This window comes from Arcobacter sp. F155 (genome assembly GCF_004116455.1).
Classification (GTDB): domain Bacteria; phylum Campylobacterota; class Campylobacteria; order Campylobacterales; family Arcobacteraceae; genus Halarcobacter.
Window position 1 is genome coordinate 385,034 of record NZ_PDJU01000001.1, and the last position, 14,826, is coordinate 399,859.

The window sequence follows — 14,826 nt, forward strand, 5'->3', positions numbered from 1 at the left end:
TCCTTTTATACTGCGGCTGCTATTGTGATTTTTTTCTCATACACATTTTTAGGTATGATAAGTTCGTTATATTTTGAAACTAACATCGATGAAGGTTCACTAACACCTTTGAGTCCAAAAAACTTTGTTGCCTGAGATGGACTAAATTCACCTTGTAGTGAGTTTATCTCTGCTTCTTTGTAAAATTTGATATCAAAATTGTATTTTGAAGCAAACTCTAAAAGTCCTTTTTCATCTGCTTTTGCTTCAAAGGAAGCTATATTTTCTATTTGTTCTTTTTTTAGATTATGTTTTTCTAAAAACCAAAAAAATGAAGCCTCAATATCTTCAAATGCTGTATCTCTATTACAACCAATACCTAAATATACTTTTGGTTTTAAGCTTAGGTTATCATCTGTAAATGGAGTTATATTAACGCATAATTCTGAACTTTGTTCATCTACTCTTTTTAGATTTGTTTTATTAGGAATTGTCTCAAAGATACTTTCATAGGTTTTTACTTCTACTTCCTTTTTATTTAGAAGTGAGTTAGAGATTTTTGCTAAGCATTTTAAGTTCTCTATTTCAAGATTGTTTTTCTTTGCAAACATATCAAAGGCAAATGTATTTGTTTGGTCTGTTGCTGTTGAAACAAAGTTCATACAGTTTGGAAGTCTTGATGCTAATAAATCACTCAGTTCATTTGCTCCACCAATATGACCGCTTAGAAGTGGAATAACCTTTGTTAAATCCATACTCATAACAATAATAGCTGGGTCAGTTGCTTTACTTTCAAGTAGAGGTGCAATTTTTCTAACAACAATTCCCATAGCCAAAATACAAATAATAGCATCATACTTTTTCCAACCATCTTCTAAAACAGTATCTATTTTTTCATATGTTTTTAGGTTTTTTAAATTGTGTTCTAAATCTTTTTTACCATAAACATCAACTTCAAAATCTTCTAGGTAATCTAAAAGTTTGCAAGCAGAGTTTAGACTTGGTTGGTTTATTGAAACTAGAGCTATTTTTAATTTACTCATTATTAGCCTTTTGTTTTTTTGCTTCAATTAGCTCTTTTACTAGTGGTTTTACATAAAGATGAGATTCTTCTGTTTCTTCTTGTTTTAAAAAATCACCAAATAAAATCAATGCAACACCTTTGATATGTGAAACTTGATTTTCTATATCAGAAATAGTTCCTTTAAAAATCTCTTCTTCTTTCCAAGTAGCTTTTTCAACTACCCAACAAGGAGTATCAGGAGAGTATCCCATTTCAATTGCTTTTTTCTTTAGTTTTTTAAGAAGTAAAATTGATAGGTAAAACACTAAAGATGAATTTTTACAAGCAAGAATATTTTCTAGTTTCTCAGGATTTGGAGTTTTACCTTCGACCCTTGATAAAATTATTGTTTGAGAAACACCTGGAATAGTGTACTCAATTCCAAGACTAGCAGCCGCACCAAAAGCAGCTGTAATACCTGGTATTACTTCATATTTAATATTTTGTTTTTGTAAAAACTCTATTTGCTTTGCAATTGTTGAATAAATAGAAGGGTCACCTGTATGAACTCTTGCTATTATTTTATCTTTATATTTTTCTAAAAATGCAAATATCTCTGGATATTTCATCCCTTGTGAGTCTTCTATTATAGCTTCTTCTTTACACCAAGAAAGTACTTCTTTTGGAACTAGTGAACCTGTATATAAAACTACATCAGCTTTTTGAAGTATTTTCTGTGCTTTTACTGTTACTAAATCTGGATCCCCGCAACCTGCACCTATAAAATAAACCATTTTTAGTTTTCCTCTTCTTTATTCTTTTTGTATATCTTTATTTGAAATAGTTGTCTTTCAGGCTCTACTAAATCAAGTTTTCCTTTATAAGTTGTAAGTGAGATTGAGTGGATTTCATACTCTATTTTTGCTTCATTTAAAGCAGTTAACATTAGGTTTAAATGTTTTAAAGTAATTGCATTTATAAGCATAATTCCATCATTATCCAACTTTTCATAAAGCTTTGGAAGTTGTTTTATAACTTCAACTCCACCACCACCTACAAAGATTCTTTGTGGTATTTCTTCTAAACTGTCAAAGTACTCTTGGGCTTCACCAATTAGTAGTTTTGTATTCACAACATAATGATTTGTTAGATTTTGTTTTATAAACTCTACTCTTGTTTCATTTTTTTCAAAAAGTGTAGTCTTTACTTTGTATCTTTTGTAAGCTTCTATTGCACAAGAACCACTTCCTGCACCAATATCCCATAAAAGATTGTTTGGTTCTAAATCAAGGTTTTGTAAAGTAAGTTGTCTTTTATACTTTTTTGTAATCATACCTCGTTCAGTTTCAAACTCTACATCTTCACTTATGATGTTTTTAGATTCAAACTCTTTTTTAATAAGTAATACAAAAGGTTGAGATAAATCAATAGAATTTTCATCAAAGTTAAGTAAATCTATCTCTTCTATTTTTTCATCTACAAATCCTAGCTTATAGCCTATAGTTGTAGTTATACTTTTAGCTTCAAAAAAAGAAAGGGCAGATTTTAATCTTGCAATAGTAAACTTATCACAAAGTACAAAAGTATATTTGTTTTGTAAGAAGTTTTGTAAATCAAAATCAACTCTTCCGTGTAAAGAAATAACATCAACTTCAGTTTCACTAATAAAAAGTTTCTCGCACATATAGGTCTTAGAAGATGTGTTATTTACGATTTTTACTCTGTCTTTTGGCAAGTTTTTAGCAATAATTGTTCCAGCAGAAAAAAATAGAGGTGAACCAGTAACTACATATAAAATCTCTTCTTTGTCATAGTTTTCTAAAAGATACTCTTTTGCTTCTTTATATTTTAGTTTTAAAATATTTGAAGCCTCTTCCTTGAAGTTTGAATCACAGATAATCTTATCAAATCTGCTAATATCAAAGTCTAAATTTGTAAAGGTATAATCTCCCATACCATTACCAGCTATTGTTACCATGTTTTTACCATCCTAACACCTCTTTTTGTTCTAATATTATGGCTTTTACATTTGATGTTTTAAACCATTGTTTTATTTGTTCATTTGCTTTTTTTGTAATCATTTCATAAAAAGCATCAAGTAATCCCACTTTTTCAAGCTCTTGGGATATTCCTTTTACTGTTAAAGTTGCTTCAATATCAACTTCATAGCCTAGGTTCTCTTTTATATCTAACTGAAGTTTTGTAAAGTCAATTACTCCAAATCTATTGTGGGTATTTTTAAAGCCTTGGTAGACTTTTGTCATCTTTCCAATCCCACATAAAAAGATTACCTCTTTTGCATCTTGTTTTGTTGCAAGTTCAACTGAGTCATAAACAAAATTTCCTATTTCTATGATTGCCTCTTCATCTGCCTTCGAACAAGCTACTTTAAAAGCAGAATTTCCAAGGGTAAAATATATAGTCTCATAGTTGTTTTGTATAGCAAACTCTATTTCAGTTTTTACAGAGTCTATATACGCTGAACTTGATACAGGTTTAACAATTCCTGTTGTTCCAAGGATTGAGATACCTTCAAGTACTCCAACTTTTGAGTTTGCTGTTTGTTTAGCTATTTCTTGACCATTTGTAACGCTTACACAACATTTTAGATGCAGATTTTCTTTCTTATTTGTTTTTATCTCAAAATATTCTTGCATAGCTTCTAATGGAGCAGGGTTTATAGCAGGATAGGGCGCTTGTATTTTTAGTCCCTTTTTTGTTACCACTCCTACACCAAGACCTGCATAGATTTCCAAACTATTTGTTCCACAAGAAAATATTTGAGGTTTTTGAAAAGTTGGATTTAATAAAAAGTTTTCAATATCAAAGTCCAAAGATACAACTATTTCACAGCCTTTTGTTACATCTAAATCATCATTGTCTATTTTGTTTGTTTTAGTTGTTGTTTGAGAGTTTGTAACTAAAAATGTATCTAAACAAGACCTAAATGCAGCAACTGTGTGAGTTCCTGTTGTATAACCTTTTCTTAAAACCTTTTTTTCAGACATAAACTATTATTGAATCTCTTTCATTGCGTGAATTGTTCTTCCAATAAATAGTATTGCAGGAGTAAGTTTTTTTAACTCTTCAAAGAACTCTTCATTTTGATTGTTTACCTCATCAAGGCTAAATATTCTTTGAGAAGAACTATTTGTTGTTCCTTTACTTAGAACTGATATTGGTAAATCTTTTGGAAAATCGATACTTAAAAGATACTCAACGATATTTTTGATATTGTGAACACCCATCATAATAATTAGATTTTCTCTATCATGGTATGATTTAACTATACTTTTGAAAACATCAATATCATGCCCTGTTATAGTTCTATATGAGTCATTAAACTTTCTATCAACTAAAGGGAGCATAAAGCTTTCTGGTACTGAAGTTGTTGAACTTACTCCTGATACAATCTCTACATCAAAGCCAGCTTCTTTTATAGCTCTAACTTCTTCATATCCTCGACCGAAAACAAAAGGAGTTCCACCTTTTAGTCTTACCACTACTTCATGTGTTTTTGCATAGCCAACTAAAAGGTCATTTATCTCTTCTTGTTGTTTTAGGTGTTTACCTTTTCTTTTTCCTACATTTACTTTTAGGCAATTCTCTTTACAGAACTGGAAAACTTCTTCGTTTACTAAAGCATCATATAAAATTACATCTGCTTGTTCTATTATTTTTACAGCTTTTAGTGTAAGTAAGTCTAATTCTCCAGGTCCTGCGCCAACTAAATATATTTTTTTAATCATTTTTGTATGTGTCCATTTCTGACATAGGAACTATTTTAAATTCTGCCATGTCAAGTTTTTCATTATTGCTTAATGCTTTAAATAATTTTACCCACTTTTCTTTATCATACTGATGAACATTTTTAAGCCAAATAGCATTATTTTCTAAATATCCATTTCTTTGTGTATTTTCATAGATATTTGCAACAGATCTAAATCTACAAGCTCCAAAACAACCAGTTCTTACAACTTTGATTCTTTCTTCACCCTTTGATAGAGCTAGTTCTTTTATAACCTCTCTTAAAGTTGCAGCTACATCTTTTCCTTTGTGAGCCTTTGAACATCTCTCATCATCACATAAAAAAAGTTGAGTTTTAAAGTGCATAATAGGTTTACTAGCATCGAACTGTTTTGGTTTGCAAGTAAAACCTTCTGCTACCTCACTTCCCATAGTATTGAAAAGTTTTTCGTTTTTATTTTCCATTATATTTCTCATCTTTATCATAATCTTTGATTAGCTTATAGATTGCATGAAGAGTTGCTACTGTCATAGTAGAACTTCCAAATCTTCCTTCCATAATAATCCCTGCTACATCAAAATGGTCACAGAACTTTCTACCATAAGCCTTTGATTCAACAACATTTACAAAACCTACTGGAAATAGTAGAAAAGCAACATTGTTTAAATCTACTTTTTGCTCTATTAAAGTATTAATTGCAGCATAGATAAAAGTAGGGGCATTTCCACAAGCTAAAACTAGTGGCTCATCTTTATGTTTTTTAATAGCTTCTACAACTGCTGCATAGCTTCTTGTAGTTTTGTTTTTTTCTGCCATTTCATATGTAAAAGGTTCATTGATATAACATACAACTTCATTTTCATACTGCTTTAAATAAAAGTCACTAAGTCCAACTTTAATCATATTTACATCAACTATTATCTTTGCTTTGTTTAATAGTAGTTTTTGCACCCTTTTAATTGCATCTTTTGAAAAGTAAATATTGTTTAATACTTCATCAAAACAAGTAGTAGTATGAATAAGTCTACTTATTACCTCTTGTTGTCCTTTATCAAACTCATTTATCTTTTCATAATCTTTTAATTCTTCACTAATCATTTCAAATGATTTATTTGAAATATCAGCACCTATATTTATTGGTGGTTGTTCTAGTTTAAATTCCAAAGTAATCCTTTAATATATTTATATTATTTCTAAACATTGTATGTAGATAAGTTCCATATACATTTTTTTTCTTCCAAGCTCCTACTTCACCTTTTGAGTTAATCTTTTTACTTAAAATATCACAGCCCAAAGAAGTATCAAGGGGTTTTGTATAGTGAAAAGCATGACCTTTTAAACCACTTTGACTATGGTAATAGCCAAGGCGTACTCTTTTATCAGCAAGTGAAAAGCTTACCTTTAAGATTTTTGCCATCTCTTTATCATCTACACTATTACTTAGATATAAAAGCCCTGCACATTCTGCATAGATATGTTTGTTTTTATTTGCATGCTCAATTAATGATGCTTTGAAGTTTTGAGAAGTTTTAACTCTTTCATAGGCTTCATTTGTTTCTACATAACCTCCTGGTATAAAGACTAAATCACTATCAGAACTAATCTTTTCATCTTTAGTTGAACTAATAAGCTCTACTTCATTAAATAACTCTTTTAAAGTTTCTAAATTATCATGGTATAAAAATGAGAAGTTTTCATCATAAACAACAGTAGCTTTTTTGTTTATCTTTTTTATCTCTTCAAAGGGATAATTAGTAATATCTTCTTTTTCATATAAAGATATCTCTTTTAAAGTTTCTAAATCAATATTCTCTAAAACCTCTTTAGAGATATTTTCTAAGACCTCTTTTTTCGCATCTTTTAAATCTAAGCCTAAGTGAGTGTCTCTTAAACTTGGTAAATCTTTTTTTATCCAACCAAGTACTTTTATTTCATCTTTACCTTGGAAGTCTTGTTCTATTTGTTTTTTGATTAATTCAAAGTGCATTTTTGAAGAGACTTTATTTAAAACTACAGCTTTTATAGTGTTATCTTCTTTATAGGTTTTAAGACCTTTTAATACAGCACTAATAGTTATATATGAACCACTAGCATCAAGAAGTAAAACTGTAGGAGTGTTTAATAGTTTTCCTACATCATAGGCTGAACATCCTTTATCCATACCATCATAAAAGCCCATTACTCCTTCTAAGATAGAAACTTCTTTATCTGAGTATTTATTAAATAGCCATTTTACTTGAGGTTCATTCATTATAAAGGTATCAAGGTTTATTGATTTTGTATTGCAAACTATTTCATGAAATTGTGGGTCAATATAGTCTGGACCAATTTTAAAAGGTCTTACACTCTTTTTAAAGTAGTATAACAATGCAGTAGAAAGAATAGTTTTTCCCTGATTTGATGAAACAGCAGAAATAAGAATTGAGTTCACTTTTACCTCTATATAATTTTTTTTAGCTATAATTCAGCCATGAAAAATCTTAGAGGGTATAATAAACGTTACTTTAAATTGTCAACAATTGCGATGTTCTCGACAATTAATAAGTTATGTAGTGTAGAAACTAATAGCAATTTATACCATAAAAGAGCTTATGAAAACGAAATAAACTCTTTAGATCCCCCAGAAAATTCTCAAATTTTACTAACATTAACAAAATAATCAATTTTTAGATTACAAATTTTACTTTACATTTTAATTTTTTAATAAAGGACTACCTATGCATATAGAAGCAGGTGTTGTGCATGGCGCAAAAATGGCTTTAAGTTATGGGACGGCTGCCGTTTCATTTGGTATTGCTGCAAAATTAGCAGTTGATACAATCAAAGAGAGTGGGTTTTTACCTACAATAGTTAAAACATTAGTTGCTACTATTTTAGTATTTATGTTTTTTGAGGTACTTCCTCATCACCCAGTTGGTGTATCTGAGGTACACTTTATCTTAGGTTCAACGCTATTTTTAATTTTAGGAGCTACTCCAGCAGCATTTGGTTTAGCAGCAGGTTTATTACTTCAAGGTCTATTTTTTGCACCATTTGATTTACCTCAGTATGGAGTGAATGTTACAACACTTTTAATGCCTTTATTTGCAATGATGTATGTAGCAAATAGAATTATTCCTAAAAATACAGCATATAAAGATATTAACTATAAAGATGCTTTAAAACTATCTGTAATGTACCAAGGTGGTATCGTTACTTGGGTTGCTTTTTGGGCGTTATATGGACAAGGTTTTGGTGCAGAAAATTTAAGTTCTGTATTAACATTTGGAGCAGCTTATATGAGTGTTGTTATTTTAGAACCATTTATTGATTTAGCAGTTCTTGCAGGTGTAAAAGCATTAAGTAGTTTAAAATCAAGTCCTTATGTTGAGGCAAGATTATACAATAGCACAAAATAATGAAAAGATTTAGACATTACAATAGAAAAAGAGCTATTGTATTAGCTTGTTTTGGTTCAGTTATTGAACAACAAAAATATTTGGACTTAGAAGCTAAAGTAAAAGAGGAATACCCAGATTGTGAGGTATTTACCTCTTTTTCTTCAAGAATGGTAATTAAGCTTTTAAAGAAAAAGAAAAAAGAGATTTATAAAAACCTTCCTCAAACTCTTGCTGATGTAGATATGCAAGGATATAAACATGTGGTTGTTGTTTCTGTAAATATCTATCCTACTGATGAACATGAGTTTTTAAAGAAAATTGTTGATGGATTTAAACACTTTTCTATGGCAAACCTTGGTATTACTAATGCTTTATTAACAACTACAAAAGATACAACTTCATATTTAAAAAATTTAAATGAGCAAGTAAGTAAAGAGGATACTGCAAACTTATATATTATTCATGGAACACCAAAATTAAATACAGTTGGAATTGATTCTATTTCTTATACAAGTGATTTACTTGAAATGATTGACGAAAGAAATTTTGCCTGTTCTTTAGAGGGAGCTTTCCCATATTTTGCAATTAATGATGCAATAAAACAAAAGATTAAAGCAAAAGGCTTTAAAAAGGTTCAAGTTGTTCCTTTACTTTTAGTTAGTGGAAATCATTATATTAAAGATATGTTTGAGATAAAAGATGATTTAAGTGATGAATTTGAGTCTTTTATTGCTCCTTCTTTAACACAAAGTGAGAACTTTAATCTTTTAGAGTTACCTCAAACACAAGAGATTTTTATAAAAAATATCAAAGAGTCATTTAAGATGCTTGGTATTAGTCATAAAACAATGACATATTAGGAAAATATATGAAGTTATATATGGTATCTTTAGGCCCTGGTGATTATGAACTAATCACTTTAAAGGCCTTAAAAGCTTTACAAACATGTGATGCAATTTGTATTCCTACAAAAAGTGCAGATAATAGTTTTACTAGGTCAATGACTTATAAAATAGTTAAAAAACTTATGGATGAGTATGGTTTTGAAAAAGATATTATTCCAATGTATACTCCAATGAAGTTTAAAACTAATGATTGGCAAAGACAAGTTGATATAATCGAAGACTCTTTTAAAAAATATGATAGCTTGTCTTTTGTAACTTTAGGAGATAGTGCTGTTTATAGTACTGTATACTATTTACTGGATATTATAAAAGAACAACATAAAGAAGTTTATGAAAACAGTGAGGTTATTCCTGGGGTTACTTCTTTCTCTCATGCCTCTGCAAAGGTTAAAAAACCACTTTGTGTAGGTGATAGTAGTTTTATTATAAGACCTTTACATAAAAGAAAAGTTCCATTTACAACTGTTTACATGAGACCAAAAATTGGAATGACTACAGATAAAATAAAAGAAAAAAATGATATATATACCTTTGAAAATCTAAACTACAAAGGTGAAACGATTTTGGAACACAAAAAAGAGAAGGTTGATAAGTACATGACGTTATTTATTGATTTTCATAATAGAAATGAACAAGTTTAATAAAAAGGCTATTTCCTCATTAAAAGCTATTATATCATCAAGAAGAGACATAAGAGGAAATAGATTTTTAAATAAAAAGATTGATGATAAGATTTTAAATGAATTATTAGAGGCTGCTAATAATGCTCCTTCAGTAGGTTTTTCTCAACCATGGAAATTTATAATAATTGAAGATAATAAAAAAAGAGAAAAAATCTACAAAAACTTTCAAAAAGAGAATAAAAAAGCAAAAGAGATTTTTAAAACAAATGAAATATACCCAAACCTAAAACTTGAAGGTATAAAAGAATCATATTTGAATATTGCTGTTTTATATGAAAAACCTAAAAAAGATATTTTAGGACAAACTACTCAAAAAAAGGTTGGAGAGTACAGTGTTGTTTGTGCTATTCAAAACTTTTGGCTTATGGCTAGAGCTTATGGTATTGGAGTAGGTTGGGTTAGTATTCTAAAACCAAAAAAGATTAAGAAAATATTAGATATAAATGATGATTATAAATTGATTGCATATTTAACAGTTGGATATGTAAAAGAGTTTTTAGATGAACCAGAACTTAAAAAAATAGGCTGGGAAAAGAAAAAAACTTTAAAAGAAATAAAAAAATTATAGGAAGTATTTATGATAAAAAATATTGTTGGCACAAATGATTTTATAGAGTTTTTAAGAGGTAAAAGTGCTACATTTTTATTAGCAGTAAGTAATACAAAAACTGCTGATATAGAGGGTATTACACAAGCTGGGATTCCAGGAAAAATATATTTAACTCCTACCTTGGATAGTGAGTTTTTAACATGTGGAGAAGTTAGAAGTTTAGAATCTATTGCAGAAACTCCTAAAGGCGTACCAACTCCGGCATTACTTACAAGAGCTACTCATCTTTTAAAACCTTTTTCAAATATTGAAATCTTAAATTTAGGGATTCAAGTTGCTCCTAAAGTTGATTATTTTAAAACACATAATTTTAGTATCTCTGCTTCAGGAGACATCTCATCTCTTGCAAATATTGATGCAATGGATGTATTTAAAAAAGGTTTAGATTTTGGTCAAAACTTTGAATGTAAAGATGAGTATATTATCTTAGCTGAGTCTGTACCAAGCGGAACTACAACAGCTGCTGCTACTGCTTTAGCTTTAGATTATGATTGTAAAGAGATGTTTAGTAGTAGTTTTAAAGATGTTCCTAATGATATTAGAAATAAAACAATCCAAAGTGCTCTTTCAAATATAAAAGAGAGTGATGATATCTTTTCAAGACTTTCAAAAGTATCTGATAATATGCTTATTTTTACTGCTGGGTTTATTTTAGGCCTTAATAATCAAGCAAAAGTTATCTTAGCAGGTGGAACTCAAATGGCTTGTGCTTTATTGATTGTAAACTCTATTTTAAAACAGATGCAAGGACATTTAGAAACTTCTAATCTTGCTCTTTGTACTACAAAGTGGGTTTATGAAGATGAAAAAAGTGATATAGAAGGGCTTTTAAAATTAAATGATTTAAAAATCAATGCTTATTATGCAGATTTTGATTTCAAAGATTCTTCACATCCTGCATTAAAGCTTTATGATGATGGTGAAGCAAAAGAGGGTGTTGGAGCAGGAGCTGCTTTAACTTATGCACTTTTAAATGGTATTTCAAAAGAAGAACTTACTAAAAAAATAGAAAGCCTATTAGGATAAATGAAATAAAATGAAAATTCTTTATTTTGGTGGACAAAAGTCTGGTAAATCAAATCTTGCAGAACAAAAAACTTTAGAAATAAGTTCTAAAAAACCATATTACCTAGCAACTTATGATAATAGTTTCAATGACAAAGAGATGCATAAAAGAATTGATAAACATAAGCTTCAAAGAAAAGAGCAGTTTACGATAATAGAAGAACCAAAGGATTTACTAAAGGTTTTACCAAAGAGTTTAAAATCTGAGGAAACTTTTTTAGTAGATTGTATGTCTATGTGGCTATTTAATAATATTCAAGAAGATGAAGAGTATCTAATCAATCAATTAGAAGAGATTTCAAAGCTTGATGCAAATATTGTTTTTGTTTTAAATGATGTAAACTCTGGAATCATTCCTTTTGATAGTGAAAGTAGAAAGTTTGTAGATATGACAGGAATAGTGGGACAAAAATTAGCTCAAATCTGTGATGAAGTTTATGAAGTAAAGCTTGGCTTAGCAAGTAGATTAAAGTAAAGAAATGAAAAATATCTCAATCTTTGGTACAAGTAGCGATGCAGGTAAGTCTACAATCACTTTTGTAATAGCAAAAATTCTACAAAATATGGGCTATAGTGTAGCTCCTTTTAAAGCACAAAATGTCTCAAATAATGCTTTTGTTTGTGATGATGGAAGTGAAATAGCAGTTGCTCAATACTTTCAAGCAAAAGTTTTAGGAGTTGAAACCTCATATCATCTAAATCCCGTACTTTTGAAATCAGGACGAGGAAGTTCTGCTTCACTTATAGTTGAAGGTAAAGTTGTTACAAATAAAGATGTAAGAGAGTATTACAGAGATTTAGACCTACTTAAACCAGCTGTAAATAGATGTTTTAACTATCTTAATGAAAAGTATGATTGTGTAGTTTGTGAAGGTGCAGGAAGTCCAGTAGAGCTTAATCTTATGGATAAAGACCTTTCAAATATCTACATGGCTGATGAGTTTAATACAAAAATCATACTTGTTGCAGATATAGAAAAAGGTGGAGTTTTTGCTTCTATTTATGGGGTTTACCATTTATTGCCTAAAAAACTTCGTAAGAATGTAATAGGAGTAATAGTAAACAAATTTAGAGGAGATTTAACTCTTTTTGACGAAGGTGTTAGAATCATTGAAGATGATTTTAAAATACCTGTTTTAGGGGTATTGCCTTATACACCTTTTAATTTAGGTTTTGAAGATTCACAAAGCTTAAAAAACTACGCTCAAAATAGTAAAAATGCAATTTTAAATATTGCAGTTATCTTTTATCCATATATGAGTAACTACAATGACTTTGAGCCTTTAATAGCCCATGAGCAAATCAATTTAGAGTTTGTGGAGACGAATATCTCTTTAGATAAATTTGATATGGTCATAATGCCTGGTTCTAAACTTGTAATCAAAGATTTAAAATGGCTAAAAGAAAATGGCTTATTTGATAGAATAAAAGCATATAAAGGTAAGCTTTTAGGTATCTGTGGTGGTTATGAGATGATGTTTGAAGTCCTTGATGATTGTTATGCTTTAGAAAATAGTGAAGCTTCTAAAGAAGAAGGCTTTGGCTTTATTGATGATGAAATAGTTTTTGAAAAAGAGAAAACATTAGAAAAAGGAAACTATGAAATCTTTGGTGTGAAGCTTGAAGGTTTTGAAATACACCATGGGAAAAGCAAAAAATATCCACTTTTTTATAAAAATAAAAATATCTATGGAACTTTTGTACATGCAGTTTTTGATTCAGATGAATTTAGAACTTATCTTTTCAAAGATTTACATCATGATTATAAAGAGTTTGACTTTAAAGCCTATAAAAAAAAGCATATAGATAGTTTTATTAGCTCTTTAGAGAGTAGACTTGATGTGCAAAAAATTAAAGATGAAATAGAAGAAAGAGATTAAATGAATAAAGATTTGATATTAGGACTAAAGTTTGCCTTTAGTTACTTTTCAATAATACCAATAAAGTTTGATAATAATGTAGATTTATCAAAAAAAGAGATTATCAACTATTTAATGTTTTTTCTTCCTTTTGTGGGAGCTGTTTTATCTTTTGGGGCTTGTATAGCTTTTTATCTTTTAGAAGATTTGTCTTATCTTGGGGCAATCATTTGTGCTTTTTTATATATGATGTTTTATGGTTTTATTCATACAGAAGCTATTTTAGATGTAGTAGATGCTTTATATGCCAAACATAGTGGGAAAGATGCCTATGAAGTTATAAAAGAGCCTACAATTGGAGCTATGGGCTTTTTATATGCTTTAGGTTTTGTTTGTATTAAAGTAGCAGCCTTAGTGATGCTTTTTTTAAATCAAATGTACTTAGAGATAATTGCAATAGCTATTATAAGTAGAGTATCAGTACAGTTTATGACAAAAACAAATGAGTTTAAATCCTCTTTTGTAGGTTTAATGAAAAGTTCATTTACTAGCTTTAAAACAGCCTTTGCACTTTATTTTATAGTATGTTTAGTTTTTATTGGTTTTAAAGCCTTTACACTGTTTTTTATAGCTTTAGTTTTTACTTTTTTATTCTCACTATTTTTAGAAAAGAATCTTGGCTTTTTAAATGGAGATACTTTAGGTTTTAATTTAGAACTGACTGAGATAGTTCTTTTTATAACTGTTTGTCTACTTTGGTTAGACTAAAAGAGAATCAATGGCTACAATAACTTTTCTAAGACATGCTCCACTAGCTTTAAAAAATCAAAAGTGTTACAACGGACATATTGATTTAGAGATTGATACAACACTAGTAGATTTCAAACAGATTGAAACTATACAAAAACAAAAATATGATTTAGTCTACTCTTCTGATTTAAAAAGATGTACTCAAACACTTGATTTACTAGGCTTTTCATATAAAAAAGATGAAAGATTAAGAGAAGTAAGGTTTAAAGATGAGTTTGAGGGGAAATCTTTTGATGAGATTTCAAAAATGCCTATCTATGATGAAAAATATTTATCTTCTTTTGAGTCTTGGCATGAATTTATTGCCCAAGAATCAATAGAAGAGTATAAACAAAGAGTAAACTCATTTTTAAATAAACTTCCTAAAAATAACGATATCTTAGTGTGTTCCCATGGTGGAACAATTAAACTAATTCACTCTATCTTAACAAATACAGAATATGAACAAAGTAGATACTCTATCTCTTATTTAGAGACATTCAAGTTCAATATATAAGTTTAGATTATAGTACTATAATAACTTTAATTAATAATACTTTTAACTTATTTGATTTATAATTTGATATTATAATGGTTTGATTTTTGATTTAATACTTTTAGGTAAGTGTGCAAAAACAATATTGCTATCTTTGATATATTTACCGTCTTCCCAAATGGTTATATCAATAGTCATGTTTTTTTTATTGAAAGCTACTAGTTTTATTGTTTGATTATTTTGTTCATACTCAATACCTTTAGTTTTTAAATCTATGATTGGTTTTTTATTAGCCATTCTTCTCCTTCT

At 29.1% G+C, this 14,826-nt stretch carries 18 protein-coding genes; 9 read left to right on the forward strand and 9 right to left on the reverse strand.

Going from position 1 to position 14,826, the window contains the following annotated elements:
* Positions 1-5: 5 nt before the first annotated feature.
* The 8 genes from CRV03_RS01910 to CRV03_RS01945 are packed head-to-tail and all read right to left on the reverse strand — an operon-like array spanning position 6 to position 7,161.
* Positions 6-1,022, reverse strand: coding sequence for a cobalt-precorrin 5A hydrolase (locus CRV03_RS01910; RefSeq protein ID WP_129083447.1), 1,017 nt, complete (start codon positions 1,020-1,022; stop codon positions 6-8).
* Positions 1,015-1,776, reverse strand: coding sequence for a cobalt-precorrin-4/precorrin-4 C(11)-methyltransferase (locus CRV03_RS01915; RefSeq protein ID WP_129083448.1), 762 nt, complete (start codon positions 1,774-1,776; stop codon positions 1,015-1,017). The genes CRV03_RS01910 and CRV03_RS01915 overlap by 8 nt, the downstream gene beginning before the upstream one ends.
* Before the next feature lie 2 nt (positions 1,777-1,778).
* On the reverse strand, positions 1,779-2,960 hold the full coding sequence (gene cbiT, locus CRV03_RS01920; protein ID WP_129083449.1) for a precorrin-6Y C5,15-methyltransferase (decarboxylating) subunit CbiT: 1,182 nt from the start codon (positions 2,958-2,960) through the stop codon (positions 1,779-1,781).
* A gap of 4 nt (positions 2,961-2,964) precedes the next feature.
* A complete protein-coding gene (gene cbiD, locus CRV03_RS01925) occupies positions 2,965-3,990 on the reverse strand; it encodes a cobalt-precorrin-5B (C(1))-methyltransferase CbiD (protein WP_129083450.1) in 1,026 nt (341 codons plus the stop codon).
* Positions 3,991-3,996: 6 nt separating this feature from the next.
* Positions 3,997-4,731 (reverse strand): uroporphyrinogen-III C-methyltransferase, encoded by a 735-nt coding sequence (gene cobA / locus CRV03_RS01930; protein ID WP_129083451.1) that lies wholly within the window; start codon positions 4,729-4,731, stop codon positions 3,997-3,999.
* Positions 4,724-5,194, reverse strand: coding sequence for a (2Fe-2S) ferredoxin domain-containing protein (locus CRV03_RS01935; protein ID WP_129083452.1), 471 nt, complete (start codon positions 5,192-5,194; stop codon positions 4,724-4,726). The genes cobA and CRV03_RS01935 overlap by 8 nt, the downstream gene beginning before the upstream one ends.
* Complete coding sequence (locus CRV03_RS01940; RefSeq protein ID WP_129083453.1) at positions 5,184-5,894, reverse strand: precorrin-8X methylmutase; 711 nt, start codon at positions 5,892-5,894, stop codon at positions 5,184-5,186. Before CRV03_RS01940 ends, CRV03_RS01935 begins: the two co-directional genes overlap by 11 nt.
* Positions 5,884-7,161, reverse strand: coding sequence for a cobyrinate a,c-diamide synthase (locus CRV03_RS01945; RefSeq protein WP_129083454.1), 1,278 nt, complete (start codon positions 7,159-7,161; stop codon positions 5,884-5,886). The genes CRV03_RS01940 and CRV03_RS01945 overlap by 11 nt, the downstream gene beginning before the upstream one ends.
* A gap of 286 nt (positions 7,162-7,447) precedes the next feature.
* Here CRV03_RS01945 and CRV03_RS01950 point away from each other — a divergent pair, with 286 nt between their 5' ends.
* From CRV03_RS01950 to CRV03_RS01990, 9 genes are read left to right on the forward strand one after another with little or no spacing between them, the layout of a single operon-like run.
* The gene (locus CRV03_RS01950; protein WP_129083455.1) at positions 7,448-8,128 is read left to right on the forward strand and encodes an energy-coupling factor ABC transporter permease; all 681 of its coding nucleotides are present in this window, start codon (positions 7,448-7,450) and stop codon (positions 8,126-8,128) included.
* Positions 8,128-8,970, forward strand: coding sequence for a sirohydrochlorin cobaltochelatase (locus tag CRV03_RS01955; RefSeq protein WP_129083456.1), 843 nt, complete (start codon positions 8,128-8,130; stop codon positions 8,968-8,970). The genes CRV03_RS01950 and CRV03_RS01955 overlap by 1 nt, the downstream gene beginning before the upstream one ends.
* 8 nt (positions 8,971-8,978) lie before the next feature.
* Complete coding sequence (locus tag CRV03_RS01960; RefSeq protein WP_129083457.1) at positions 8,979-9,656, forward strand: precorrin-2 C(20)-methyltransferase; 678 nt, start codon at positions 8,979-8,981, stop codon at positions 9,654-9,656.
* The gene (gene bluB, locus CRV03_RS01965) at positions 9,643-10,266 is read left to right on the forward strand and encodes a 5,6-dimethylbenzimidazole synthase (RefSeq protein ID WP_129083458.1); all 624 of its coding nucleotides are present in this window, start codon (positions 9,643-9,645) and stop codon (positions 10,264-10,266) included. The genes CRV03_RS01960 and bluB overlap by 14 nt, the downstream gene beginning before the upstream one ends.
* A gap of 9 nt (positions 10,267-10,275) precedes the next feature.
* Positions 10,276-11,334 carry a nicotinate-nucleotide--dimethylbenzimidazole phosphoribosyltransferase gene (locus CRV03_RS01970; RefSeq protein WP_129083459.1) on the forward strand — a complete coding sequence of 353 codons (1,059 nt, stop codon included), beginning with the start codon at positions 10,276-10,278 and terminating at the stop codon, positions 11,332-11,334.
* Between the two features lie 10 nt (positions 11,335-11,344).
* Positions 11,345-11,848, forward strand: a complete 504-nt coding sequence (locus tag CRV03_RS01975) for a bifunctional adenosylcobinamide kinase/adenosylcobinamide-phosphate guanylyltransferase (RefSeq protein WP_129083460.1) — start codon at positions 11,345-11,347, stop codon at positions 11,846-11,848.
* A 4-nt stretch (positions 11,849-11,852) separates the two neighbouring features.
* Entirely contained in the window at positions 11,853-13,253 is a 1,401-nt protein-coding gene (locus CRV03_RS01980) for a cobyric acid synthase (protein ID WP_129083461.1), read from the forward strand.
* Positions 13,254-14,000 (forward strand): adenosylcobinamide-GDP ribazoletransferase, encoded by a 747-nt coding sequence (locus tag CRV03_RS01985; protein ID WP_129083462.1) that lies wholly within the window; start codon positions 13,254-13,256, stop codon positions 13,998-14,000. It begins immediately after the preceding gene.
* Positions 14,001-14,010: 10 nt separating this feature from the next.
* Entirely contained in the window at positions 14,011-14,538 is a 528-nt protein-coding gene (locus tag CRV03_RS01990; RefSeq protein WP_129083463.1) for a histidine phosphatase family protein, read from the forward strand.
* 69 nt (positions 14,539-14,607) lie between these two features.
* Here CRV03_RS01990 and CRV03_RS01995 read toward each other — a convergent pair whose 3' ends face one another.
* A complete protein-coding gene (locus CRV03_RS01995; protein ID WP_129083464.1) occupies positions 14,608-14,814 on the reverse strand; it encodes a malate dehydrogenase in 207 nt (68 codons plus the stop codon).
* Positions 14,815-14,826: the final 12 nt, after the last annotated feature.